Source organism: Bradyrhizobium sp. USDA 326, from assembly GCF_049739485.1.
GTDB lineage: Bacteria > Pseudomonadota > Alphaproteobacteria > Rhizobiales > Xanthobacteraceae > Bradyrhizobium.
Window position 1 is genome coordinate 6,294,254 of record NZ_JBMGQA010000001.1, and the last position, 24,609, is coordinate 6,318,862.

Annotated in this window: 19 protein-coding genes; 10 read left to right on the forward strand and 9 right to left on the reverse strand. The window is 64.9% G+C overall.

The window, feature by feature from the left end; translation table 11 throughout:
- Positions 1-215 precede the first annotated feature (215 nt).
- From ABIG06_RS29590 to ABIG06_RS29605, 4 genes are all read left to right on the forward strand, one after another.
- Entirely contained in the window at positions 216-2,717 is a 2,502-nt protein-coding gene (locus ABIG06_RS29590) for a penicillin-binding protein 1A (RefSeq protein ID WP_124162627.1), read from the forward strand.
- A gap of 109 nt (positions 2,718-2,826) precedes the next feature.
- A protein-coding gene (prfB, locus tag ABIG06_RS29595; RefSeq protein WP_124162628.1) for a peptide chain release factor 2 occupies positions 2,827-3,958 on the forward strand; the annotation gives its coding sequence in 2 pieces (ribosomal slippage) (positions 2,827-2,895 and positions 2,897-3,958; 1,131 coding nt in all).
- Positions 3,959-3,960: 2 nt separating this feature from the next.
- Entirely contained in the window at positions 3,961-4,842 is an 882-nt protein-coding gene (locus ABIG06_RS29600) for an NAD(P)-dependent oxidoreductase (protein ID WP_370139561.1), read from the forward strand.
- Positions 4,843-4,857: 15 nt separating this feature from the next.
- Positions 4,858-5,748 (forward strand): DMT family transporter, encoded by an 891-nt coding sequence (locus tag ABIG06_RS29605; protein WP_370139562.1) that lies wholly within the window; start codon positions 4,858-4,860, stop codon positions 5,746-5,748.
- 56 nt (positions 5,749-5,804) lie between these two features.
- Here the strand turns inward: ABIG06_RS29605 and ABIG06_RS29610 are convergent, their stop codons facing one another.
- Positions 5,805-7,160 carry a M23 family metallopeptidase gene (locus ABIG06_RS29610; RefSeq protein ID WP_199752094.1) on the reverse strand — a complete coding sequence of 452 codons (1,356 nt, stop codon included), beginning with the start codon at positions 7,158-7,160 and terminating at the stop codon, positions 5,805-5,807.
- Positions 7,161-7,271: 111 nt separating this feature from the next.
- Positions 7,272-7,964 (reverse strand): peroxiredoxin, encoded by a 693-nt coding sequence (locus tag ABIG06_RS29615; RefSeq protein ID WP_370139563.1) that lies wholly within the window; start codon positions 7,962-7,964, stop codon positions 7,272-7,274.
- 195 nt (positions 7,965-8,159) lie between these two features.
- Here ABIG06_RS29615 and ABIG06_RS29620 point away from each other — a divergent pair, with 195 nt between their 5' ends.
- Complete coding sequence (locus ABIG06_RS29620; protein ID WP_370139564.1) at positions 8,160-11,969, forward strand: DUF3971 domain-containing protein; 3,810 nt, start codon at positions 8,160-8,162, stop codon at positions 11,967-11,969.
- Between the two features lie 153 nt (positions 11,970-12,122).
- Here ABIG06_RS29620 and ABIG06_RS29625 read toward each other — a convergent pair whose 3' ends face one another.
- From ABIG06_RS29625 to tyrS, 4 genes are all read right to left on the reverse strand, one after another.
- Positions 12,123-13,817 (reverse strand): methyl-accepting chemotaxis protein, encoded by a 1,695-nt coding sequence (locus ABIG06_RS29625; RefSeq protein ID WP_370139566.1) that lies wholly within the window; start codon positions 13,815-13,817, stop codon positions 12,123-12,125.
- A 365-nt stretch (positions 13,818-14,182) separates the two neighbouring features.
- Positions 14,183-14,620, reverse strand: a complete 438-nt coding sequence (locus ABIG06_RS29630) for a DoxX family protein (RefSeq protein ID WP_124162635.1) — start codon at positions 14,618-14,620, stop codon at positions 14,183-14,185.
- Between the two features lie 219 nt (positions 14,621-14,839).
- Complete coding sequence (locus tag ABIG06_RS29635; protein ID WP_370139568.1) at positions 14,840-16,111, reverse strand: MFS transporter; 1,272 nt, start codon at positions 16,109-16,111, stop codon at positions 14,840-14,842.
- Between the two features lie 57 nt (positions 16,112-16,168).
- Positions 16,169-17,422 carry a tyrosine--tRNA ligase gene (gene tyrS, locus ABIG06_RS29640; protein ID WP_370139569.1) on the reverse strand — a complete coding sequence of 418 codons (1,254 nt, stop codon included), beginning with the start codon at positions 17,420-17,422 and terminating at the stop codon, positions 16,169-16,171.
- 164 nt (positions 17,423-17,586) lie between these two features.
- Here tyrS and ABIG06_RS29645 point away from each other — a divergent pair, with 164 nt between their 5' ends.
- The 3 genes from ABIG06_RS29645 (at position 17,587) to ABIG06_RS29655 (ending at position 19,799) form a co-directional block, all read left to right on the forward strand.
- Complete coding sequence (locus ABIG06_RS29645; protein WP_370139570.1) at positions 17,587-18,690, forward strand: anhydro-N-acetylmuramic acid kinase; 1,104 nt, start codon at positions 17,587-17,589, stop codon at positions 18,688-18,690.
- A 97-nt stretch (positions 18,691-18,787) separates the two neighbouring features.
- Positions 18,788-19,465, forward strand: coding sequence for a glutathione S-transferase family protein (locus ABIG06_RS29650; protein ID WP_370139571.1), 678 nt, complete (start codon positions 18,788-18,790; stop codon positions 19,463-19,465).
- A gap of 10 nt (positions 19,466-19,475) precedes the next feature.
- Positions 19,476-19,799 carry a DMT family transporter gene (locus ABIG06_RS29655; RefSeq protein ID WP_124162640.1) on the forward strand — a complete coding sequence of 108 codons (324 nt, stop codon included), beginning with the start codon at positions 19,476-19,478 and terminating at the stop codon, positions 19,797-19,799.
- Between the two features lie 12 nt (positions 19,800-19,811).
- Here the strand turns inward: ABIG06_RS29655 and ABIG06_RS29660 are convergent, their stop codons facing one another.
- From ABIG06_RS29660 to ABIG06_RS29670, 3 genes are all read right to left on the reverse strand, one after another.
- Complete coding sequence (locus tag ABIG06_RS29660) at positions 19,812-20,102, reverse strand: DUF1330 domain-containing protein (RefSeq protein WP_124162641.1); 291 nt, start codon at positions 20,100-20,102, stop codon at positions 19,812-19,814.
- 63 nt (positions 20,103-20,165) lie between these two features.
- The gene (locus ABIG06_RS29665) at positions 20,166-20,813 is read right to left on the reverse strand and encodes an alpha/beta hydrolase (RefSeq protein ID WP_024337874.1); all 648 of its coding nucleotides are present in this window, start codon (positions 20,811-20,813) and stop codon (positions 20,166-20,168) included.
- Between the two features lie 336 nt (positions 20,814-21,149).
- On the reverse strand, positions 21,150-22,004 hold the full coding sequence (locus tag ABIG06_RS29670; RefSeq protein ID WP_370139572.1) for a LytTR family DNA-binding domain-containing protein: 855 nt from the start codon (positions 22,002-22,004) through the stop codon (positions 21,150-21,152).
- A 179-nt stretch (positions 22,005-22,183) separates the two neighbouring features.
- Between ABIG06_RS29670 and ABIG06_RS29675 the strand changes: the two genes are divergently transcribed.
- Positions 22,184-23,374 (forward strand): acyltransferase family protein, encoded by a 1,191-nt coding sequence (locus ABIG06_RS29675; RefSeq protein ID WP_424578458.1) that lies wholly within the window; start codon positions 22,184-22,186, stop codon positions 23,372-23,374.
- Between the two features lie 53 nt (positions 23,375-23,427).
- On the forward strand, positions 23,428-24,567 hold the full coding sequence (locus ABIG06_RS29680) for a cysteine desulfurase family protein (RefSeq protein WP_370139575.1): 1,140 nt from the start codon (positions 23,428-23,430) through the stop codon (positions 24,565-24,567).
- Positions 24,568-24,609 lie beyond the last annotated feature (42 nt).

Consider the following 24,609-nt stretch of genomic DNA (forward strand, 5'->3'; position numbering starts at 1 on the left):
CCGACCCAAAGGCCCTAGTTTGGCCACAGCGGACGCTTTATAAAAACCGCGCAGGGGGTTCCGGAATCGGCGAGAATCCTGCTCGGCAAGCGTCTGAAATCCGGCATCGATGTGATTGCGTAAGCTGGCGAATTCGCGACGTGAGGTTGGCGCCTGTTTGGGGCGCCAAGGGGCTGATACTGGGCTGATCCAGAGTTTGAACGGATAAACAGATAATGCGCTTGCTGGTGCGGTTCATGGGCTTCCTGTTCGCCGCGGGAACGGTGGTGTTCCTTGTTGGTGTCGGGGCCGTGGCAGGCCTGATCTGGCACTTCTCCAAGGACTTGCCGGACTACTCTCAGCTTCAGGATTACGAGCCGCCGGTGATGACCCGCGTGCACGCGGTCGACGGTTCGCTGCTTGGCGAATACGCCAAGGAGCGGCGGCTGTATCTGCCGATCCAGGCCGTGCCCAAGCTCGTGATCAACGCGTTCCTGGCCGCCGAGGACAAGAATTTCTACGAGCATGGCGGCATCGACTACACCGGCATGGCGCGCGCCGGATTGCTGTATCTGCAGAACTACGGCTCCAACCGCCGCCCGCAGGGGGCGTCCACCATCACCCAGCAGGTCGCCAAGAACTTCCTGCTCACCAACGAGGTCTCCTTCGCCCGCAAGATCAAGGAAGCCTTGCTGGCGATGCGCATCGAGAAAACCTACTCGAAGGACAAGATCCTCGAGCTGTACCTGAACGAAATCTATCTGGGCCTCGGCGCCTATGGCATCGCGGCCGCCTCGCTGGTCTATTTCGACAAGTCGGTGAACGAGCTGACGGTGGCGGAAGCGTCCTACCTGGCGGCGCTGCCGAAGATGCCGGCGACGCTGCATCCGGTCCGCAACCGCGACCGCGCCATCGAGCGCCGCAATTACGTGATCGACCGTCTCCTGGAGAACGGCTGGATCAAGCAGGCCGATGCCGACAAGGCGCGCAAGGAGCCTCTGGCCGTCACCAGCCGGTCCAACGGCGCCCACACCTTCGCCGGCGAATATTTCGCCGAGGAAGTCCGCCGCGACATCTTCGAACGCTACGGCGAGAAGAAGCTATATGAAGGCGGCCTGTCGGTTCGCACCACGCTCGATCCGAAGATCCAGGTCATGGCGCGCAAGGCCATGGTCGCCGGCCTCGTGAACTACGACGAGCAGCAGGGCTATCGCGGCGCCATGAGCAAGCTCGATGTTTCGGGCGACTGGGGCGTGAAGCTCGCCGAGATCAAATCGCTCTCCGACATCTCGCCATGGCGCATGGCGGTGGTGCTGGAGACCAGCGACCAGTCGGCGCGCATCGGCTTCCAGCCGAGCCGCGAGCTTGGCGGCGCCGTCAGCAAGCAGCGCGAGACCGGCATCGTCACGGTCGACGGCGTGCGCTGGGCGCGGGCGTTGCAAGGCGGCACGAAGGGCAAGACGCCGACGGCGGTGTCGCAGGTGCTTCAGCCTGGCGACGTGATCTATGCCGATCCGCTCTACAAGGACGGTCACCCCGTCGAAGGCCAGTACCGGCTCCGCCAGATCCCCGAAGTCTCCGGCGCCATGGTGGTGATGGATCCCTGGACCGGCCGCGTGCTCGCGATGGTCGGCGGCTTCTCGTTCGACCAGAGCCAGTTCAATCGCGCCACGCAGGCCTACCGTCAGCCGGGTTCTTCGTTCAAGCCGATCGTCTATTCGGCCGCGCTCGACAACGGCTATACGCCCTCGACCGTCGTGCTCGATGCGCCCATCGAAATCGATCAGGGTCAGGGCGCCGGCGTGTGGCGGCCTGAAAACTTCTCCTCGGGCAAGTTCCAGGGACCGGTGACGCTGCGCAACGCGCTACGGCAGTCGCTGAACACCGTGACGGTGCGCCTCGCGCAGGACATCGGCATGCCCCTGATCGGTGAATACGCCCGCCGTTTCGGTGTCTATGACGAGCTGCCGAACTATCTCTCCTACGCGCTCGGCGCCGGCGAGACGACGGCGATGCGCATGGTCACCGCTTACTCGATGCTTGCCAATGGCGGCCGCCGCGTGAAGCCGACGCTGATCGACCGCATCCAGGACCGCTACGGCCACACCATCTTCAAGCACGACCAGCGCGAATGCCGCGGCTGCGACGCGCCGGGCGGCTGGAAGAACCAGCCCGAGCCGCAGCTGATCGACCGCCGCGAACAGGTGCTGGATTCCATGACCGCCTATCAGATCACCGAGCTGATGGAAGGCGTCGTGCAGGCGGGTACGGCCACGGTCATCAAGGATGTCGGCAAACCCGTCGCCGGCAAGACCGGCACCACCAACGAGGCCAAGGACGCCTGGTTCGTCGGTTTCTCGCCCGATATCGCCGTCGCCATTTATATGGGCTACGACAAACCGCGTCCGCTGGGCAGGGGCAATGCCGCGACCGGCGGCCATCTGGCAGCTCCGATCGCGCGCGATTTCCTCAAGCTCGCGCTCGCCGACAAGCCGGCCGTGCCGTTCAAGGTGCCGGCCGGAATCAAGCTCGTGCGCGTCGTCGCCAAGACCGGCATGCGCGCCGGCCCGGGCGAGACCGGCGGGACCATCCTCGAGGCCTTCAAGCCGGGCACGGCGCCGCCGGATAATTATTCGGTTATCGGCGTTGCCGACGCCGATGGGCGTATGCCGGCCTCGCAGCAGCAGCAACCGGATTCCGGCTTCTTCATGCGGCCGGGCACCGGCGGGCTGTACTAAGGCTTAGGACAAGACAGACGATCGCGGTTCCGGCGGTTGCGCTTTGCAGCCGCCGCCGCTACATCCCATCTCGAATTGCACGCGGGATTCCGCGAGAGCCGAGAACAACATGCGCGCCGAAATCGAACGGTTGGTAGAAGAGATCAAGCAGTCAGTCGGGCTGCTGAGGAGGCATCTTTGACGTCGAGAAATCGACGGCGCGCCTCGCTGAGCTGAACAAGCTCGCAGAAGATCCCAACCTCTGGAACGATCCTCAGAAAGCCCAGAAGCTGATGCAGGAGCGCACCTCGCTCGAGGATGCGCTCTCAGGTATCGGCAAGGTCGAGCAGGAGCTCGAAGACGACATCGGCATGATCGAGCTCGGCGAGGCCGAGGGCGATGACGGCGTCGTTGCGGAAGCCGAAGCTGCGCTGAAGAACCTCAAGAAGGAGGTGGCGCGGCGCGAGCTCGAGGCGCTGCTGTCGGGCGAAGCCGACCGCTTCGATTCCTATCTCGAGGTCCATGCCGGCGCCGGCGGCACCGAGAGCCAGGACTGGGCGCAGATGCTGCTGCGCATGTACACGCGCTGGGCCGAAAACCACGGCTTCAAGGTCGAGTTCCTGGAAGAATCCGAGGGCGAAGAGGCCGGCATCAAATCCGCGACCATCCAGGTCTCCGGGCACAACGCCTATGGCTGGCTGAAGACGGAAGCCGGCGTGCATCGCCTGGTGCGCATTTCGCCGTTCGATTCCAACGCGCGGCGTCACACCTCGTTCTCGAGCGTGCAGGTCTTCCCCGTCATCGATGACAGCATCAAGATCGACATCAAGGAATCCGACGTCCGCACCGACACCATGCGTTCGGGCGGCGCCGGCGGGCAGCACGTCAACAAAACCGAATCCGCGGTGCGCCTGACTCACATTCCGACCGGCGTTGCCGTGGTCTGCCAGGCCGGCCGCTCCCAGCACAAGAACCGGGCGCAGGCCTGGGACATGCTGCGCGCGCGCCTCTACGAGATGGAGCTGAAAAAGCGCGAGGAAAAGGCCGCCGCCGATCAGGCGGCCAAGACCGATATCGGCTGGGGACATCAAATCCGCTCCTACGTGCTGCAGCCCTACCAAATGGTGAAGGATCTGCGCACGGGCGTGCAGACCTCCGACACCTCGGGCGTGCTCAACGGGGAGCTCGACGAGTTCATGGCCGCGACGCTGGCGCAGCGCGCGTTCGGCACCACGACCGGCGAGATCGAGGACGTGGACTAGCCATGCCCCGCGTCGCCTTCATCGGGTTGGGGCGGATGGGTCATGGCATGGCCGGCCGCTATCTCGATGCCGGCTTCACGGTGACGCTGTGGAATCGCAGCAAGGCAAAAGCGGAAGACCTGATCGCGCGCGGCGCGCATTGGGCGACATCGCCCGAGGATGCCGCGATCGATGCCGACGCTGTTGTGACCATGGTGGCCGACGACGAGGCATCGCGCGCGGTCTGGCTTGGGCCGAAAGGCGCCGCCAAAACCGCAAAGGCCGGCACCATTGCGATCGAATGCTCCACCGTCTCCTATGACCACGCGCGCGAGATGGGCCGCGAGCTCAATGCGCGCGGGCTGATCTACATCGATTGCCCCGTCACCGGATTGCCGGACGCGGCGGCCGCCGGCAAGCTGACGCTGCTGGCCGGCGCCGATCCGGCCGATCTCGAGCGAGCGCGGCCCTATCTCGAACCGATCGGCTCGACCATCCGCCATTTCGGCCCGGTCGGCGCCGGCACGGTCTACAAGCTCATCAACAATCTGATGGGTGCGATCCAGATCGCCGGTCTCGCCGAAGGCCTTGCCATCGCCGAGCAGGCCGGGCTCGACATGAACCTGGTGCTGGAGTCGATCCAGGCGGGCGTCGCCGCAAGCCCGCAGGTAGCGCGTCACTCCAAGCGCATGGTCGCCCGCGATTTCAGCGGCGCGACCTTCACGGCCGCGCTGCGGCACAAGGATGCCGCGTATGCGGTGAAACTCGCCGAGAGCCTCCTCGCCGATAAGCCGCTGGTCGCACGCGCCGCGGTCGAGGCCTACGCGCAGGCGAAGGCGGAGATGCCGGATGATGATGAAGGCAGGATGATCGAGCTGGTGTCGCGGCCGAAGAAGCCGTCTTAGGCCAGGCGCATCAGCATGGGGCAGACTCGTTCGGAACGCGGTCTCGGCATTGCCCTCGTCGTCGCCGCCGCGATTGCGTGGAGCACCGCTCCGTTCTTCACCCGGTTGCTGCCGTTCGATCCCTGGACCATCCTGTTCTGGCGCGGCCTGTTCGGCGGCAGCCTCATCACCGCTTTTCTCGTGCTAATGCAGGGCCGCGGCGCACTGCGGCAATTGGCGGCGCCGGGACGCAGCGGCCTGCTCGTCGCGTCGTTGTCGACGATCGGCATGGTCTCCTTCATCCCCGCGCTTCAGATGACCAAGGTAATGAACGTCGCTGTGCTGATCGCCACGCAACCGTTTGTCGCTGCAGCCCTGGCATGGCTGTGGCTCGGTGAGGCCGCGACATGGCGAACCTTGATCGCGAGCCTCGTCGCCTTCGCCGGCGTGGCCATCACCGTCGGTGGCCTCGCGGCGGGCGCCGATATCGGCGGCATCGTATTAAGCTGTCTGATGGTGCTCGCGATCTCGGCCATGACAGTCGTCGTTCGGCGCCACCGCGAGACGTCGATGGTGGCGGCAGCCGCGCTCTCCAACTTCCTGGGAAGTCTCGTCAGCCTGCCGTTCGCCCGCGACATCGCCCATGTCGGCGGCCACACCCTCGCGATCCTCGCAATGTTCGGCTGCCTTCAGGTCGCGCTCGGCCTGACATTCTACATGCTCGGCTCGCGCCTGCTGCCGTCAGGTCAGGCCTCCCTGATTGCGACGCTGGAAACGCCGTTGATGCCATTCTGGATCTGGGTTGCCTTCCGCGAGCTGCCTGCCGTCCACGCGCTCATTGGGGGTGCGCTGGTGATCGGAGCCGTTCTTGCTGACATCGCCGGCGATGCGCGGAAGCGCGGGAGGTCTGAATCTGCGCCTTCGTGAAACACTGGCCTTTGCCGGAACCCGGGTGGAACGTTTTCAGCACCACCCAATTGAAGCTAGCCCGCGCTGAGCCGCACGCCGGCGCGCAGGAATTTCTGCGGATCCACCGCTTCGCCCTCGATGCGGGTCTCATAGTGCAGATGCGGACCGGTCGAACGGCCCGTCGAGCCGACCAGCCCGACGACCTGGCCGATCTTCACGATCTCGCCGACCCTGACATTGATCTCGGAGAGATGGCCGTAGCGAGTCGAAAGCCCGTTGCCGTGGTCGACCTCGACCATGCGGCCGTAGCCGCCGGACCATCCCGCTGAAACCACCTTGCCGTTGGCCGTGACGCGAACGGGATCGCCGGTGGCGGCACGGAAGTCGAGCCCGGTATGCATCGCGGGCCGTCCGAGGAATGGATCGCTGCGCACGCCGAAACCGGAGGTGAACTCGACCTCGCCGATGACGGGCTTGCGGTAAGGCACCAGTGCCAGCGTGCGGTTGAGGCGGTCCATCTCGGCGCGCGTGGTGTTGATGCGGTAGAGCTGCTTCTCGAACGGTCCGGCATTGGCCGTCAGCTTGACGGGGACGAATGGACCGCCCATCGCGCTGCGGGGCACGGCGGATTCGAGATGGGCAAGGTTCAAGCCGAGGTCACTGACCACCCCGCGCATCCGGCGCATGCGTGAATCCATGCTTTCCTCGACGGCGCTGAGCGCCGCCATCTGGCGCCGCTCGACCTGGTCGAGTGAGTTCGTGAGCCGGACCAGCACGTTGTCGAAACCGTTGTTCCTGGCAAATTGGCTGGTCGGCGGCGCCGCCACGGTCGGGGCGCGCGATTCGAGGCGCGCTTCACGGTCCGGCGGCGCCACGAAGATGACGGTGTCGCTGATCGGCGACGGCTTCGGCGTGGCCTGGCTCGAATCGCCCCGCTGCGGGGCGGCGCGGGGAATCGAGCCGGTCACGTCGGGCATGGCCCCGAGCGCCGTGGCCCGGGACTCCAGCGCCGTCTGGCGCTTCATGATCTGGTCGAGCTTCTGGTCGAACTGTTCCTGGTCGAGCAATTGGCGGCTGGTGGTGCGGTCGACCTTGGCGCGCAGCTCGGCGATGCGGTCCTCATAGGCATATTGCATCTCGGCCTGGCGGGCGATCAGCCGGGTCAGGACGTCGTCACGGAACGCAAAATAGGTGGCGGTCGCTGCCGACCACAGACCGAGCAGCACCACGGTGCCGACCACGATCCAGAACACCACGGGTCCGAACCGAACCTGCTTGCCGGCATGGACGATGGTGTAGGCGTCGTCGGTCGCGGGCAGGGGAATCGCGGTTGCGGCGGCCGCAGCGGCCGGGCGGCGCTGGTAGGCTCGTCCGTGGTCGTGAGGGTGATGTTGGGGGTACTGCGAGTATTGAGCAGAACTTTTCGACATCGGCACTCCCGCGCCGGTCGGATGGGTTCCTTGCGGCTCAATTGCCGCCGCAATCTGGGCCGGTCATGGTTAATTTTCCGCAAATGGGAACGGGCGAATTTAAGGGACTGGTTAAAGGCTTCTTGCCGCTTCCAGCACCTGGTCGGCGTGGCCATCGACCCGCACATTGCGCCAGATCCGAGCAACCCGGCCGTCGGTCCCGACTAGTATCGTGGTGCGAAGAATTCCCAGAAAGCTCTTGCCATACATGGATTTTTGGCCCCAGGCGCCATAGGCCTCCAGCATCTCATGTTTCTCATCCGAGATGAGGGGGACGCCGAGCTTGTGTTTGTCGCGGAATCTCTCCTGGGCCTTTAACGGATCGGCGGAGATGCCGAGCACGGCGGTACCGGCGTCAGCGAAAGCGGCGGCCAGGCGGGTGAAGTCGATCGCCTCCCGGGTGCAGCCGGGCGTGTCGGCCCGGGGATAGAAGAACAGGACGAGCTTTCGGCCGGTATAATCCGCCAGTGTGACCACGTCGCCGCCATCGCGGGGCAGGCGGAAGGCGGGGGCTTTCTGGCCCTCAACCAAGCCGGACTTCGCCTCAGCGGGCGCGGAGGAGGCCGATTTGGATGAATTTAACTGTTTCGATGCGGCTCTATGTGATCCTGCTTTTGCTATGCTCCGGGTTGATTTGCTTGCCGGTGTCCGCTGTGTTGTCGCGGACCGTGTTCGAGTCGATGCCCGCGTTTTCGCGGTTCTCTTTTTGGCGGTCGAACTGCCGGAGGACGTTTTGGACGATTTCTTTCGGGATTTCTTGGACATACGCCTTCCTTTCGACGCTTTCGGCGGGTCAATCGAAGCGGTATTGCAGCCCTCGTCCGGCGCGCCGGAATCGCGCCCTCCGTTGGGAAAGTCTGACGACGCCGGAGTATGGTTACAAGGAATTCGACAGACTACCCCACTGCTCGTTGAACGCGCTCCCGGGGCGAAATGACGAACAGCAGGAACATACGAGGTATGGCGGCAGTGCCGGCGCAGGGAGCATCAGCTCCCGTGGCCGGCTGCGGTCCGGGCGGCGCTCAATCCTATGACGGGCGCCTGTATCGAGAAGCAATGGCAAGGAATACGTCGCCCCAGAACCATAACCGGGACTTCGATCGGCGCGGCGGCCAATATGAGCCGCAGGAATGGGACGGCGCCGACTGGGATCCGGATCAGGAAGCGGCGGCGGGCCATCGTGCGCGCCGGCTGCTGGCGCGTTCCGGTTCGGGCTTCCATCGTTTCGGGGACGGATTCGGCGGGGTGCGCCGCTGGGTGGGTGGTGGTCGCTGGCTGAAGCGCATCGCGGTGGTTCTCGGCACCCTGCTCGTCATCTTCGTCGGTTGTTTCGGCGCGCTGTGGTGGCGGCTCGGCGCCGGTCCCATCAATCTGGATATCGCAACGCCATGGTTGGCGGCCGCGATCGAGGACAATATCGGCCACGGCAACACGGTTGAGATCGGCGGCACCCAGATCGAGCGCGCCGGGCGTGTCCGCATCGCCGTGCGCATCCGAGACATCATCGTTCGCGACCGCGATCACGCCGTCGTCGCCAGCGCGCCGAAGGCCGAGGTGAAGCTGTCGGGTGCGGGTCTCCTGATGGGGCACCTGCGCGCCGAAAGCCTCAATCTCGTCGATGCCGAGCTCGCGATCCGCATCGCCCCCGATGGCACCGTCACCGTGTCGGCCGGCGACACCGCCAAGCCGCTGGCGACTGGCGTCGCGTCCAAGAAGGACGCGGGCCTGCCACCGACATTCCCGCGTAGCGGTGTCCCACCGCCGCCATTCGCGACCGCGCCTGCGAGCCCCGAGGTGTCGCAAGCCGCTCCGCAGACGACAGCGCAGAGTGGCATTCTCCAGGGCCTCGACTGGCTCGACAGTCTGAGCATGACCGGCCTCGACGGCCAGAACCTCAACGAGATCGGTCTCAAGAACGGCAACCTGATCGTCGACGATCAGCAGCGCGGCAGCAAATGGTCGTTTGAGAACATCACGCTCAGCCTGCGCCGGCCGAGCCGCGGCGGCGTCGCGCTCAGCCTCGGCGAGGAGGGCGCGCGCCCCTGGATGCTGCGCGCCACGATCGGTCCCGCCGAGAACGGCGTGCGATCCGTCGACATCAAGGCCGACAAGGTCTCGACCTCCAATATCCTCCTGGCGCTGCGGGTGAAGGACTTCACCTATACCGCCGACCTGCCGCTGACCGGCGAACTCAAGGGCGAACTCGGCCGCGACGGCGTGCCGACCTTCTTCCGCGGCAAGATCGCGGTCGGCGCCGGCAACATCATCGACACCGACACGCCCGACTATCCGATGGGAATTGACTCGGCCGAGATCAATGTCGAGTGGGACGCCAACCGGCGCGTGCTGGTCGCTCCGTTCAAGATTCTTTCCGGCGCGAACCGCCTGACGCTGCTGGCTCATCTCGAGCCGCCCAACGGCACCACCAACGACTGGCAGCTCGGCTTCAGCGGCGGTTCGATTCTCCTCGGCGGTATCGACGATGAGCCGCCGCTCGTCTTCAACCGCATTGCGATCGGTCTCCGCTTCGACACGGATCACAAGCGCCTCTTGCTGACGCAGGCCGACATCAGCAATGGCGAGATTGGCGTCGCCGGCACCGGTGCCATCGACTATTCCGGCGAGCCGCGGCTGACGCTCGGCTTTGCGGGAACGCCGATGTCGGCCTCCGCCTTGAAGCGGATGTGGCCGACGCTGATCGTCCCTGAATTGCGTGAATGGGTGATCGAACGGATCGAGCGCGGTACGCTCCAGCGCATCGAGATCGGCGTCAACTCGCCGACCAAGAACCTGCCCCGCAGGGGCCCGCCCATTCCGGACGACGGCCTGTCGGTCAATATCGTGGCGAGCGGCGTCGCGGTCCGCCCCGTGGATGGCATGCCGGTGGTGCGCGATGCCGATTTGAAGGCGCGCGTGACCGGGCGCACTGCGACCGTGAACATCGGGCAGGGCGTTGCGGATACGCCCTCGGGTCGCAAGGTCACGATCTCCGATTTCGTCTTCGAGGTACCCGACATGGCGCCCAAGCCGTCGCCGTCACGGAGCAGGTTTCGGGTCGATGGTCCGGTGCCTGCAGCCGCTGAATTGCTCGCCAATGATCGGCTGAGCGATCTGTCGTCGACAGTCGTCGATCCCAACACCAGCAAGGGGACGTTCTCGGCGAACATCCAGCTCGGCATGCCGGTCAAGGGCGAATTGACCAAGGCTGACACCACCTATGCCGTCACCGCCGACCTCAACGGCTTTGCCGCCGAGAAGCTCGTGATGAACCAGAAGCTGGAGGCCAACAACCTGAAGATCGTCGCCAACAACCAGGGCTATCAGGTCAAGGGCGACGTCAAGATCAACGGCCAGGCGGCCTCGGTCGATTATCGCAAGCCGGCCGAGGGCGACGCGGACGTCCGATTGCAGGCGACGCTGGACGATGCCGGCCGCGCGCGCCTCGGATTCGATTTGAGCCCCGCCGTCAGCGGATCGTTGCCGATCAAGCTGTCTGGCAAGATCGCAAGCGGTCCGGATCAGACGACCAAGCTCGGCGTCGAGGCCGACCTGACCTCGGTCAAGCTCGACAATATCCTTCCCGGCTGGGTCAAGCTGCCGGGCAAATCCGCCAAGGCCAGTTTCAAGGTGGTGCCGACGACCCAATCGACGCGATTGGAGGACATCGTCATCGAGGGCGGCGGCGCCTCGATCAAGGGCTCGCTCGAGGTCGACGCGAACGGCGATCTCATGAACGCGAACTTCCCGACCTACGCGCCCTCCGACGGCGACAAGGCGTCGCTCAAAGTGGAGCGCAGCCAGGACGGCGTGGTGCGCGGCACGATGCGTGGCGACGTGTTCGACGGCCGCGGTTTCCTGAAGTCGGCGATCTCGGGCAATTCCAAGGATGACGGCAAGAGCAAGCTGAAGAACGTCGATTTCGACATCGACGTGAAGCTCGGCGCCGTCGCCGGATTCAACGGCGAAGCCATGCGCAGCGTCGATGCCAAGATGTCGAAACGAAGCGGCGCGGTCAAAGCGTTCACGCTGAGCGGCAAGATCGGCCGCGACACGCCTGTGGCAGCCGATCTGCGCGGCGGCCGCGCGCAGGGCAACCGCGAGGTGATCTATCTGCAGACCAACGATGCCGGCGCGCTGCTGCGCTTCACCGACACCTACACCAAGGCGGTTGGCGGCCAGATGGTGGTGGCGATGGAGCCTCCGACGTCCGAGCAGAACACCGCGCGCGAAGGCCTCATCAACGTGCGCGACTTCACGGTGAAGGGCGAGGCGCAGCTCGAACGCGTTGCCGCCGGCGCGCCCAACGGCACCGGGAATGGCATCTCTTTCAGCGCGCTTCGCGCCGAGTTCACCCGGCAGAATGGCGCGCTCACGATCCGCGACGGCGTGGTCAAGGGGCCGATGATCGGTGCCACCATCGAGGGCTCGATCGACTATCCCGGCAACCAGGTGTGCATGAGCGGCACCTTCGTGCCGATGTACGGTGTCAACAACATCTTCGGCCAGATCCCGTTGTTCGGCATCTTCCTCGGCGGCGGCAACAACGAGGGACTGATCGGCGTGACCTACGAGGTCGTCGGCACCCCGGCGGCCCCGGTGATGCGCGTCAATCCGATCTCGGCGATGGCCCCGGGGCTGTTCCGCAAGATCTTCGAGTTCAACACCGGCAAGCAGAACTCGCCGTTCGACGAATTCCCCTCGCAGTCCAACGACGGCTCGACGGGATCGACGCGCCAGCTGTCGAGCGGTTGCAACCTCGCGCGGCGATAAACGCCCACCTTCCCAAGTGCTCGTCATCCCGGGCTTTCCCGGGTATCCACATTCTTCGTGCGGCGCGGCCAAAAACGTGGATGGCCGGGACAGGCCCGGCCATGACGAATGTGGCGACGCTTTCGCGCTAAACGTCTCGAGTCGGGGGGCGCGTCAGGCGGCGCGCACGCCCTTCAGGAACGTTCCGACTTCGCCGGAGAGCTGCTCGGCCTGCTTGGAGAGGTTCGAGGCTGCGGCGAGCACCATGCCGGCGGCGTTGCCGGTCTCGTTGGCGGCGGTGGAGACGACCCCGATATTGGTGGTGACCTCCTTGGTCGCCTCCGCCGTCTGCGAGACGCTGCGGGCGATCTCGGCGGTGGCGGCGCCTTGCTCCTCGATGGCGGCGCCGATCGAGGTCGCGATGCGGCTGACCTCCTCGATGGTGGCGGTGATGCCGCCGATCGCATCCACCGCTTCCTTGGTCGCACCCTGGATCTGGGCGATCTTGTCGCCGATCTCGCGGGTGGCTTCCGCGGTCTGGCTTGCCAGCGACTTCACCTCGGAGGCGACGACGGCAAAGCCGCGGCCGGCTTCGCCGGCGCGCGCCGCCTCGATGGTGGCGTTGAGCGCGAGCAGGTTGGTCTGGGCCGCGATGCTGGAGATCAACTCGGCGACGTGCTCGATCTGCTGGGCGCCGTCGGACAATGCGCGCACGATGGTGTCGGTGCGGCGGGCGCTGTCGACGGCACGGCCGGTGACCTCGGCTGATTGCGCGACCTGACGGCTGATCTCGGTGATGGAGGAGGAGAGCTCCTCGGCGGCGGCCGCGACGGTCTGGACGCGCTGGCTGGCTTCGGTGGCGGCGGAGCCGACCACGGAGGCACGGCGGTTGGTGCCTTCGGCGGTCGAGGACATCGACTTGGCGGTGGCCTCGAGCTCACCGGAGCCGGAGGCCATCAGGCCGACGAGCTGGCCGACGGAGGCATCGAAGCGGTCGGCAAGCGCGATCAGGGCCTCGCGCTTCTCCTGCTCGGTGCGCGTCTTGGTGGCGGCCTGTTCGGCCTCCAGCGCGCGCGCCGTCAGTGCCGTCTGGCGCAGGATCTCGAGGGTCTCGGCCATGCGGCCGATCTCGTCGCCGCGATCGGTCTCCTCGACCGGCTTGTCGATGGCGCCTTCGGAGATCTCCTGCATGCGATTCTTCTGGCGCTCGAGCGCGCCGAGCACGTCGCGGGCGATCAACCAGGACAGCGTCGCCATCAGCAGCATCAGGCCGAGGCCGATCGCGCCGAGCTCCAGCGTCAGCGCGCGCACGTCGGCGTCGATGTCGTCGACATAGAGGCCGTAGCTGATGGTCACGTTCCAGGGCGCGAATTTGCGTGCGAACACGGTCTTGCGGACCGGCTCGGTCTGGCCGGGGCGGGGATAGAGATAGGAGGTCACGCCGCCCTGCGCGGTCTCGCTGCCGGCCTTGATGATGGCGTCGGCGATGAGCACGCCGTTGGAATCCTTGGCGCCGGTGATCTTGCCTTCGAGCTGCTGATTGGCGCCGTTGACGACCAGGGAGCCATCCTGATTGTAGACCACCGGATAGCCCTGGTTGCCGTTGAAGTTCATGCGACGGCCGCGCTGGTGGAACAGGCTCTTGGCCTCGGCCGGCGTCAGCTTGCCGGCGGTCACTTCGTCCTGGAGCGCTTGGGCGTAATTGTAGAGGAGCTCGACGGCGGTCCGCATCTGCTGGACGCGGTCCTCCATCATGCGGCTCTTGCTGAGCACGGCCGATACGCCGATGATGGCCGTGACTGTGAGAGCCGCAAGGCAGACCATGCTGGCAAGCTTGGTGCGGATCTTCAAATGGCTCAGCAGCTTCATCACAGCCCCTACGGAATGGTTGTTGTTGCTCGCATGGGTAGCAGGAAGTTCTTACCAAACGTGAACATGCGCGCGCAGAACCGCGCTGCGCGAAAGCTGCCGTGCGGTCTTATGCGCAAGCCTGCAACCAGACCGACGACAGGCGCCGGTGCAGGCCAATGCGAAGGCCGGAGAGAATTGGTTTTTCGCTTTGGTGGTCGGCCGGTCTGGCAGGAGCGCTCATGAACCGATTCGTTCACCGAATCATCATGTCCGTGCTGCTCGTGGCGGTCCTCGTTCTCATCTGGAACGTGCTGGGCGCGCGCTGAGCCGCACCGGCTGATCCGCCGGTGCCGTCTTACTTTCAGGTTAACCGGCGAAGCGCGTCAGCGCCGCGCATAAGCGTCGCCGCCTGCGCCGCTCTCCTTGCCCATTGCGGCATCGACGCTCACCGAGCCGCCGCCGGCCGCCGAGAGATAGAGACAGGCGAAGCAGAACAGGATCGCGGCGGTGCCGCCGTTCAGCAGCGGCAGGAACACCGGCGTCTCGCCCTTGAGCATGTGGCCCATGAAGTAGGCGAAGGCCATTTCACCCGAGAGGATGAACGCGGTGAGCCGCGTGAACAGGCCGAGCATCAGGAGCGCGCCGAGCACGAGCTCGATCGCGCCGGCCGTCCAGATCAGCGGCGGAATGTTGGCGAAGTAGGGAAGCACCGGAAACTTGAACAGCTTGGCGACGCCATACTGGAACAACAAGAGGCCGGTGATGAAGCGAAACAGGCTCAGAAGAACCGGCTGAAAGCGAGAGAGATAAGGAAAGTCCATCGGTTTGCCCTCCATCCAATGCTGCGACTTGGACCGCATTCGGTTTCGTCTCGCAAGCCACCCGGGATCAATTCCGCGCTGACATTTTTGTCATGTCGGACAAAACACCGCAGGCACGACTTTTCATCCGCGCGCGATCCGCTTTTTCGCACATGTTCGCCTCGCGCCCGTACGTAATAGCCCGGTGATGCCAAGGGATGCAGGTTACGTCGAGGAGACCTACTCCCGCAAGGCGGGGACGATCAGGAATGGAATCATTCCGAGAATCACGCTCGCAAGTGCGAAGACCAGCAGGAGATTGTAACCGTGCGTTGCATCGTGAATCAGACCGCCGCTCCATGAGCCGAAGGCCGAGCCCAAGCCGCTGCCGATCGAGATGGTGCCGAAAATTGTGCCGACGCGCTTGCCGCGAAAGATCTTCATCGCGGTTGCGGTGATCAGCGGCCCGCGGGAGCCCATCATGCTGCCGAAGCAGACGACGAAACCGGTGAGCAGGATGACGTTCGGATAGTACTGCAACAGCCAGAGCAGAACGATGCCGAGAATCGAGATCGCGTAGCTGAGCAGCACCGACGGCCGGCGTCCGATCAGGCCATCGAGCGCCGAGACCCCCAGCATGCCGAACACCAGCACGATGCCGGAGAAGCCCCAGGCGGTCGCGGCCTGGAGCGGCGGAAAGCCGGCGTCGATCAAATAGGCCACGATCTGCGCCGCGATGGAATACATGCCGACCGCGGTGAAGAAGAAGGTCGAGAACAGCGCCCAGAAGGCATGATGACGCATCGCGCTCGCAAGGGTCCAGCCGCTGTCAACGAAATCCGGATCGCTCTTCTTGGTCACGTGCGGTGAGCCGGCCGCGAACATGCGCCAGGGCAGGAGCAGCAGCGGCACCAGCAGCCCGAGCGCGGCGAGGCCGTAGACCTGATAGGTTTCACGCCAGCCGAGATGATCGATCAGAAGCTGCGAGGCCGGAAGCAATGCCAGCACGCCGCCGCCCATCGCCGAGAAGACCACCGCCATGGCTGTCGGCAGCTTTGGGCCGAACCAGCGGCCGAGCAGGATCGAGTTGGGCACATTGCCGATGAAGGCAACGCCGATGCCGACGCAGATGCCGATCGACAGCTGGAATTGCCAGAGGGCTTGCGCATGGCTCGCGATCAGAAAGGCCGAACCGAGCAGGAGCAGCCCGAGCGCATAGACGATACGGGGCCCGGAATGATCGAACAGGCGCCCGACCAGCGGTGCGGTCAGTCCGCTGACGAGCCAGGTCAGTGAATAAATCGAGACGACCTGGGCGCGATCCCAGCCGAAGTTTTCGGAGATCGGCTTGAGGAAGACGGTGAAGCTCTCGCTGAGCCCGCGTCCAAGAACCGCCAGCGTAAAGCACAGGCCCAGCACGACGAGAGCGGTGCGCACCGCCTTCGGCCTGGTGCTTCCGGCTTGTTCCTTGCTCGCTTCCGCTGTCGTTTCTTTAGTCGCGTTCTGGTCCATTGCCGGTCAGGAGGCGCGCTTCGGCGCGACCTGACAAGCAGTGAAAAGCTCATACGCCTATGCAGGCTTGATGAGCACGTGCTTCTTCTTGCCGAAGGACAGCTTGATCACGCCTTCCGGCGTCAGATTGCCCGCCGACAGGGCCATCTTCTCGTCGGTAACTGGCGCGTCGTTGACGCGCAGGCCGCCGCCCTTGATCTGCCGTCGGGCTTCGCCGTTGGAGGCAACGAGGCCTGCCTTGACGAAGGCGTTGAGCACGCCGAGGCCGGCGTCCAGCTCGCTACGCGGAATTTCCACGGTCGGCAGGCTTTCGGCGAGCGCGCCTTCCTCGAAGGTGCGGCGCGCGGTCTCCGCGGCTTCGTTCGCGGCGTCGCGGCCGTGCAGCAGCGCGGTCGCTTCGGTCGCGAGCACCTTCTTGGCCTCGTTGATCTCCGAGCCGCCCAGCGCCTCGAGCTTCCTGATCTCGGCCATCGGCAGCGTCGTGAACAGCTTCAAGAACCTGGCGACGTCGGCGTCCTCGGTGTTGCGCCAGTACTGCCAGAAATCGTATGGGCTGAACTGGTCGGCATTGAGCCAGACCGCGCCTTGCGCGGTCTTGCCCATCTTGGCGCCCGACGCAGTCGTCAGCAGCGGCGTCGTCAGCGCGAACAGCTGGTGGGTCCCCATGCGGCGGCCGAGATCGACGCCCATGATGATGTTGCCCCATTGGTCCGATCCGCCCATCTGGAGGCGGCAGCCGGTGCGCTTGGCTAGCTCGACGAAGTCGTAGGCCTGGCAGACCATGTAGTTGAATTCGATGAAGCTCATCTCCTGCTCGCGCTCGAGACGCAGCCGCACGGAGTCCATGGTCAGCATGCGGTTGACCGAGAAGTGGCGGCCGACATCGCGCAGCATCTCGATCCAGTTCAGCTTGGTCAGCCATTCCGCATTGTCGAGCATGATGGCGTCGCTCTTGCCCTCGCCATAACGCAGCACCTTCGCGAACACGCCGCGGATCGATTCCTTGTTGGCCTCGATCTCGGCAATGGTGCGCATCGCGCGCGTCTCGTCCTTGCCGGAGGGGTCGCCAACCATGGTGGTACCGCCGCCCATCAGCGTGATCGGCTTGTTGCCGGACTGCTGCAGCCAGTGCAGCATCATCATGGTCAGGTAATTGCCGATGTGCAGCGAGCGGGCGGTGCAATCGTAGCCGACATAGGCGATGGCTTCGCCCTTGGCGGCAAGCGCATCCAGCCCCTCGAAATCGGAGCATTGGTGGATGAATCCTCGTTCCTGCAGGATATTGAGGAAATCCGATTTAAATGCAGTCATCTGTCGGCGCGCCTGACAATTTTTGGTTTACTGTTTTGGGGGCAATTTAGGGGTCTTCCGCGGGAACCCGATGTCGCCCGCCACCTGGCGCGTTGGCATTATAAGATGTGTCCCTCTGGCACAAGATCAGCAGGCCAGGGCGGGTCTCTTGAGGACGCTGATCCATGATGTTGACGGCACTCGGTCTGATGAGCGGCACCTCGCTGGATGGGGTGGATGTCGCGCTGATCGAAACCGACGGAAAGCAGGTGAAGGCGTTCGGGCCGACCGGCTACCGGGCCTACAGCCCGGCCGAGCGCAACCTGCTGCGTCAGGCGCTGAACGAGGCCTTGCATCTGCAGCAACGCGACGCCCGCCCGGGCATTCTGGCCGATGCCGAGCGCGCGGTGACGCGGGCTCATGCCGAGGCGGTCACGGCCTTCCTCGCCCAGAACCGCATGAGACCGGAGGACATCGACATCGTCGGCTTCCATGGCCAGACCGTGCTGCACCGGCCCGAGAAGCGGCTGACGGTGCAGATCGGCGATGGGCCGGCACTGGCCAAGGCGATCCATATTCCCGTCATGTATGATTTCCGCGCCGCCGACGTCGAGGCCGGCGGGCAGGGCGCCCCCTTCGTGCCGGTCTACCACCGAGCGCTCGTCCAATCGCTGGAGCGCGAGGCGCCGATCGTCGTGGTCAATATCGGCGGCGTCTCCAACATCACCTATATCGACGGCAACGACGCTTTGATTGCCTGCGATACCGGCCCCGGCAATGCATTGCTGGACGATTTCATGTACCGCACCATGAGCCAGGCGTTCGATGCCGAAGGCAAATTCGCAGCGCTCGGCAAGGTGGATGAGGCCTGGATCAGCCGGGCGCTGGAGCTGCCGTTCTTTGCACTGCCGCCGCCGAAATCGCTCGACCGCAACGATTTTGCCGCCCTGAAGCTCGGCGACGTCGCGCCGGCCGACGGCGCCGCGACGCTGACCGCCTTCACCGCGGCGGCGATCGCCCGCATCATTCCGCTGTTGCCGCGGCGACCGCGGAGCTGGATCGTCTGCGGCGGTGGCGCGCGCAACCTCACCATGCTGCGGATGCTGCGGGAGGGGGTGGGCTCGGCCACCGTCGAGGCCGCGGAGACACTCGGCTGGGCCTCCGATGCCATCGAGGCGCAAGCCTTCGGCTTTCTCGCCGCCCGCGGCCTGAAGGGCCTGCCGCTGTCCTATCCGGCGACGACGGGCGTGCCGATGCCGATGACGGGTGGGATCATGACCCGGCCCTGAGATCACGGCCGATTAATGCAAGTGCATTGATCTTGACAGTTTCATGCAAATGCATCTAGATTGGATGCATCTGCATCTAGCCGCCGGGATCATCGCCATGACCGCCTCGCTCAAACTGATCAGCCACAAGCTTTGTCCCTATGTGCAGCGCGCGGTGATCGCGCTGAAGGAGAAGGGCGTGCCGTTCGAGCGGATCGACATCGATCTCGCCAGCAAGCCCGACTGGTTTCTGAGGCTGTCACCGCTCGGCAAGGTGCCGGTGCTTGTGGTGACGACGGAGAAGGGCGAGGTCGCGCTGTTCGAGAGCAACGTCATCTGCGAGTACATCGAGGAGACGCAAGGCGGTGCGAAGCTGCATCCGGCGGATGCTTTGAAACGCGCCGAGCACCGCGGCTGGATGGAGTTCGGCTCGGCGATCCTCGGTGATCTCTGGGGCCTGGAAACCACGAGTGACCCGGCGATCTTCGAGAACAAGCGCCAGGCGCTCGCGGCGAAATTTGCGCGCGTCGAGGCCGCGCTTGGCACAGGTCCACTCTTTGCCCGCGACGCGTTCAGCCTCGTCGACGCCGTATTCGCGCCGATCTTCCGCTATTTCGACCTGTTCGACGAACTGACCGAGCACGGCATCTTCCGCGATGTGCCGAGGGTCCGTGCCTGGCGCGCCGAGCTCGCGAAGCGTCCGAGTGTGCGCACCGCAGTCGGCACAGACTATCCGCAATTGCTGCGCGCCTTCCTCCTTCGCCACGACGCGCATCTGCTCAAGCTCGCGGCCTGAGCACGGTCCGATGTCGCAATCCCTGGCTTGGCTGATGCTGGTGATCGCAGGCGCGCTCGATGTCGGCTGGGCGATCTCGATGAAATATGCGGAAGGCTACACGCGCGTCGGCTGGAGCGTCGCTTCGCTGGTGCTGCTCGCAGCCTTCGTCTTCCTGCTCGGCCGGGCCTTGAAGGTGCTCGAGGTCGGCGTCGCCTATTCGGTCTGGACCGGCATCGGTGCCGCCGGCACCTTCTTGATGGGCGTGGTGTTGTTCGGCGAGTCCTTAAGCGCGATGAAGCTTGCGGGCATCGCGCTCGTCTTAATGGGGATCGTCGCGCTGAAGCTGGCGTAGACAGTTGTGTGATCAGATGCACCCATCGGCAAGGAGCAGCCTGCTGGTCGTCGTCGCCTGGCGCAGTTTGAACAGAGGCTGAATGTCGGGATCATCCAAGAAGGCCTGAGCTTTCTCGCGATCCGCAAATTCGATGATGACGAGGCGCTCGGGCGCCCAGTCGCCCTCGATCGTGGTCGGCTCGACGCCGCGCACGATGTATCGTCCTGAATGCTTCGCAATGAATGCCGGGATTTCAGCGATATAAGTCTTGAATCCGGCGTGGTCGTTCACCGACAGATCAAGAACCAGATACGCCTTCATCGCTCGCAATCTCCAGCGTGACGGTCCGTAGCCATGCCACGAACCTGTCTACGCCGGAAGATCTCACCGCACGTTGGCCAGGCGCATGTCGAGATAGGCCGTGATGGTTTCCATCAGCGGCTCGAGCTTGGCGTCGAAGAAGTGGTTGGCGCCGGGGATGATCTGCTGGTCGATCACGATGCCCTTCTGCGTCTTCAGCTTCTCGACCAGAGTGTTGACGTCCTTGGGCGGCACCACCGCATCCTTCTCGCCATGCACGATCAGCCCCGACGACGGGCAGGGCGCGAGGAACGAGAAGTCGTAGAGGTTCGCGGGCGGCGCGATCGAGATGAAGCCTTCGACCTCGGGGCGGCGCATCAGCAGCTGCATGCCGATCCAGGCGCCGAACGAGAAGCCGGCGACCCAGCAGGCGCGCGCTTCGGGATTGATGGTCTGCGCCCAGTCGAGCGCGGCGGCTGCATCCGACAATTCGCCGGTGCCGTGGTCGAACGAGCCCTGGCTGCGGCCGACGCCGCGGAAATTGAAGCGCAGCACCGAGAATCCGCGATGTGCGAAGGCATAGTAGCACTGGTACACGATCTGATGGTTCATCGTGCCGTGGAACTGCGGATGCGGATGCAGGATCATCGCGATCGGCGCGTTCTTCTGCTTGGCGGGGTGATAGCGGCCTTCGAGACGGCCCGCAGGGCCGGTGAAAATGACTTCAGGCATGGATGTCTCTGATTGAGTCCCTTGGAGGTGATCCCTGCGCAATCAACCGACTGTGGCTCCATCAGCGTTGCTGCCGACGGGAGCACGAATGAGGGTGGAAAGGCGCGCCCTCGGATGATGCGTGAGTGGCGCGCAGGTGAACTGACGCGCGCGTTCTAACACAAGGCAAGGGTCAAAAAGCAAGCTTCTTCGACATCTCTCAATGCGCTCAAGAGCTTAGTCAGTCAAGGCAACGTCATCTTCGGCCTGCCGCCCATGACCGGACCTGCTCGGGTTCAACCGGAGAACAGTGGTGGTTGGCCGCTCTGCCGGAGGGCAGTGCTCAACCAATTGGAATCATGACTGTTTCGCCGGTCGATCGGCAGTGGTGATTTCCGCCGGGGCGGTTCGGCCTCCGAGCGAAGCGACCGCCGGCCGGTAACGTCGGCTGCCCCCGAGCGACTGGCCGTTGTCGAAGGCGAGCTCGAAATCTCCGGAAGGCTTGAGGTCCACGCCGCGCACCCGGTCGAGATTGGCAAGCTTGGTTCGATGAACGCGGACGATGGAAAAGCGCGCCAGCTCGCTTTCCGCGGCGGCCAGCGTGCCCCGGATCAGGTGCCGGGTGCCGTCGGCGAGGCTGTATTCGATGTAGTTGCCGGCGGACGCGACCCAGAGGATGTCTTGAGGCACCACGCGAACGCGGCTCGTGCCGTCGCGCAGCCAGATCACATCTGGCGATAAAGCCTGTCGGCGGGCCGGTGGTGTCGGCGGAGCAGCCGCGGCGCGCTTCAGCTCGCGGCGGCTTTCGAGCAGCCAGATCGTGCCGACGATCAGGACGGCCGCCACGGCATCCTTGCGGAATTCGTAAAGGACCGTCGCAAGCGAAAAACGGAAATCGTAGGCGCCTCCTGCGAGCCAGAGCGCAAGCTTCCGCACCCAGACCATGCCGCTGATGTGGAGCGCCGAAAAGCCGAGCAGGGTGATCGCCCCGATTGCTGCGCGGGCGGCAAGGCCGGGCGTCCGGCGCATGCGGCGGACCGCCCGCACCAGGATCGGCAGCAGCAGGAGGATGACGGCAATGCTCGACATCTCCCAGAACAGCCGCCGGCCGATGTCGTAGCGGTCGCCGCGCCAGGCGGCGTCCTGGGCGAACGAAAACGCATTGACCATTCCGATCGCGAGCGCGACGGCCGCAATCGCGGCGAACATCATCCGGTCGCCGCCGCTGATCCCAAAAGACCCGCGACTCGTCCCGGCCGCGGGCGGCTCGTCCCCTCGCGCCCGAGTCTGATCCCAAACCGGCTCGACGCGCGCCGCAGGCGGAGCATTTTCGGTGTCAGCAGCCATGGCCCGGAAACCGCGTTCGTCGTCCCGTCAAGGAGCAGAATACCATGACAACACCACAGCAATTCCAAAGCTCGGACAGGCGTATCGATCTGGACTGGGTGCGGATTTTAGCCTTCGGGCTCCTGATCTTCTACCACGTCGGCATGCTCTATGTGTCCTGGGGATTTCACATCAAGAGCGTGCACCGGCTCACCTGGCTGGAACCGGTGATGCTGTTCCTCAACCCATGGCGGCTGTCGCTGCTGTTCCTGGTATCAGGGGTTGCCACCCGCTTCATGCTCGGCAAGTCCAGCCTCGCCTCGCTTGCCGGTGCGCGATCGGCGCGGCTCCTGATCCCACTGGTTTTCGGCATGCTCGTGATCGTGCCGCCGCAGGCCTATCTCCAGATCGTCGAAAGCCTCGGCTATCCCGCCGGCTTCTTCGATTTCTACACCAGGCACTACTTTGCCTTCGGCGCGCAGTTCTGTCCGAAGCCTTGCATCGTATTGCCGACGTGGAACCATCTCTGGTTCGTGGTCTATCTGTGGATCTACACGATGGCGCTGATCGGCGTGCTCGCGCTGTGGCCGGCCGGCACCGACCGGCTTGGCCGGAAGCTGGCTGACATGCTTGCCGGGCCCCGGCTCCTGATCGTGCCCTGCCTGCTGTATGCGGCCTGGCGCCTGGTGCTGTTCCCGGCTTTCCCCTCGACGCACGCGCTGTTCGGCGACTGGTACAACCACGCGGACCACGCGACGGCCTTCCTGATCGGTTTTCTCCTGGCGAAGCAGGAGGGGATCTGGCGCGATGTCGAGCGCCAGCGCTGGTTGGCCCTGCTGGCGGCAGCCGCCTGCTTCTTTGCCTTCATCCTGGTTCGCGCCGGCCTGTTCACGCCGTCGCCCGCGCTGAAGTGGGCCGCAGCCTCAGCCTATGGCTGTTACCAATGGCTCGCGATCGCCGCCGTGCTGGGCTTTGCGCGACGCAGCTTCACGGCCGACGGCCCCGCGCGGCGCTATCTGACTGACGCGATCTTCCCGTACTACATCGTGCACCAGACTGCGATCATCGTGATCGCGCATCAATTACATGGCAGCGGTCTGTCGGCCGGGATCGAAGCGTCCATTGTCATCGTTGGGACCGCGCTCACATGTGTGGCGACCTATGAGATCGTCCGGCGCGTTGCCTGGGTGCGGCCGCTGTTCGGATTGCGGGCGGCGCCGCGAACCCTGCGAAGGGTGGAGCAGCAGCCGGCCTGACGAGCGCACGCCCTCCGATTGGCCGGCCGACAAAAGGTGCTAAGAGGGCCCCTATGCCGAACCGTGTCTATCTCGATTGGAACGCGACCACGCCGCTGCGCCCCGAGGCGCGGACGGCGATTGTCGCGGCCTATGACCGCGTCGGCAATCCGTCATCGGTCCATGCCGAGGGGCGGGAGGCGCGACGGCTGGTCGAGGAGGCCCGCGCCACGCTGGCAGCTGCGGTCGGCGCGCAGCCGCGTAACGTCGTCTTCACCTCCGCTGGAACCGAGGCCAATGCGCTGGCGCTCTCGCCGGGTTTGCGGGGGCCGTCCGGCGGCCCTGTCGAGCGGCTGCTGGTCTCCGCGGTCGAGCATGCTTCGGTGCTGGCTGGCGGCCGGTTCCCGGCAGACAGGATCGGCCTGATCCAGGTCACGCGCTCCGGCGCGGTCGACCTTGAGGACCTGAAGGTTCGGCTCAAGGACGGCCGGTCAGCCCTGGTATCGATCATGGCTGCCAACAACGAGACCGGCGCGCTCCAGCCCGTCGCCGAGGCCGCAAGCGTCGTCCACGAAGCCGGCGGCCTCCTACATGTCGACGCGATCCAGGCGCTTGGTAAAATCCCTTTTGACATCAGGAGGGTAGGCGCCGACCTTGCCACCTTTTCTGCACATAAGATCGGCGGCCCCAAGGGGGTCGGCGCACTGGTGATGACGGAGGGGATAACCGGTCTGGAGCCGGTGCTGCGCGGCGGCGGGCAGGAGCTCAACCGTCGGGCCGGAACCGAGAACGTCGCTGGGATCGCCGGCTTCGGGGCCGCGGTGAAGGCCGCGCTTCAGGCTCTGCCGGAGGATGTGAAGCGCATGGCAACTCTGAGAGATCGTTTGGAAAATGGCCTTCGCGGCGTTGCCAGGGCGACGGTCTTCTCGGACGACGTGGAACGCCTGCCGAACACCGTGCTCTTCACCGCGCCAGGCCTGAAGGCCGAAACCGCCGTGATCGGCTTCGATCTGGAGGGCATCGCGGTCTCCTCCGGCTCCGCCTGTTCCTCGGGAAAGGTCCAGCCGTCCCACGTCCTGTCGGCGATGGGGTACGATCCGGTCGTGGCCCAGGGAGCGGTGCGCCTCAGTCTGGGCTGGTCCACGGGACCAGAGGACATCAATAGGGCGTTAGAGGCTTGGCGAAAGCTTGGTAATACCCTACTTAAGAGCTAAGCGATGAAACACGGCTCGAACGGTTCTAAGCCCGTGCTTTCC

Excerpts from the sequence above, each read along its gene's own strand:
- ABIG06_RS29590 (WP_124162627.1), top strand. The coding sequence starts at position 216 with ATGCGCTTGCTGGTGCGGTTCATGGGCTTCCTGTTCGCCGCGGGAACG.
- ABIG06_RS29600 (WP_370139561.1), top strand. The coding sequence starts at position 3,961 with ATGCCCCGCGTCGCCTTCATCGGGTTGGGGCGGATGGGTCATGGCATG.
- ABIG06_RS29605 (WP_370139562.1), top strand. The coding sequence starts at position 4,858 with ATGGGGCAGACTCGTTCGGAACGCGGTCTCGGCATTGCCCTCGTCGTC.
- ABIG06_RS29610 (WP_199752094.1), bottom strand. The coding sequence starts at position 7,160 with ATGTCGAAAAGTTCTGCTCAATACTCGCAGTACCCCCAACATCACCCT.
- ABIG06_RS29615 (WP_370139563.1), bottom strand. The coding sequence starts at position 7,964 with ATGTCCAAGAAATCCCGAAAGAAATCGTCCAAAACGTCCTCCGGCAGT.
- ABIG06_RS29620 (WP_370139564.1), top strand. The coding sequence starts at position 8,160 with ATGGCGGCAGTGCCGGCGCAGGGAGCATCAGCTCCCGTGGCCGGCTGC.
- ABIG06_RS29625 (WP_370139566.1), bottom strand. The coding sequence starts at position 13,817 with ATGAAGCTGCTGAGCCATTTGAAGATCCGCACCAAGCTTGCCAGCATG.
- ABIG06_RS29630 (WP_124162635.1), bottom strand. The coding sequence starts at position 14,620 with ATGGACTTTCCTTATCTCTCTCGCTTTCAGCCGGTTCTTCTGAGCCTG.
- ABIG06_RS29635 (WP_370139568.1), bottom strand. The coding sequence starts at position 16,111 with ATGGACCAGAACGCGACTAAAGAAACGACAGCGGAAGCGAGCAAGGAA.
- tyrS (WP_370139569.1), bottom strand. The coding sequence starts at position 17,422 with ATGACTGCATTTAAATCGGATTTCCTCAATATCCTGCAGGAACGAGGA.
- ABIG06_RS29645 (WP_370139570.1), top strand. The coding sequence starts at position 17,587 with ATGATGTTGACGGCACTCGGTCTGATGAGCGGCACCTCGCTGGATGGG.
- ABIG06_RS29650 (WP_370139571.1), top strand. The coding sequence starts at position 18,788 with ATGACCGCCTCGCTCAAACTGATCAGCCACAAGCTTTGTCCCTATGTG.
- ABIG06_RS29655 (WP_124162640.1), top strand. The coding sequence starts at position 19,476 with ATGTCGCAATCCCTGGCTTGGCTGATGCTGGTGATCGCAGGCGCGCTC.
- ABIG06_RS29660 (WP_124162641.1), bottom strand. The coding sequence starts at position 20,102 with ATGAAGGCGTATCTGGTTCTTGATCTGTCGGTGAACGACCACGCCGGA.
- ABIG06_RS29665 (WP_024337874.1), bottom strand. The coding sequence starts at position 20,813 with ATGCCTGAAGTCATTTTCACCGGCCCTGCGGGCCGTCTCGAAGGCCGC.
- ABIG06_RS29670 (WP_370139572.1), bottom strand. The coding sequence starts at position 22,004 with ATGATGTTCGCCGCGATTGCGGCCGTCGCGCTCGCGATCGGAATGGTC.
- ABIG06_RS29675 (WP_424578458.1), top strand. The coding sequence starts at position 22,184 with ATGACAACACCACAGCAATTCCAAAGCTCGGACAGGCGTATCGATCTG.
- ABIG06_RS29680 (WP_370139575.1), top strand. The coding sequence starts at position 23,428 with ATGCCGAACCGTGTCTATCTCGATTGGAACGCGACCACGCCGCTGCGC.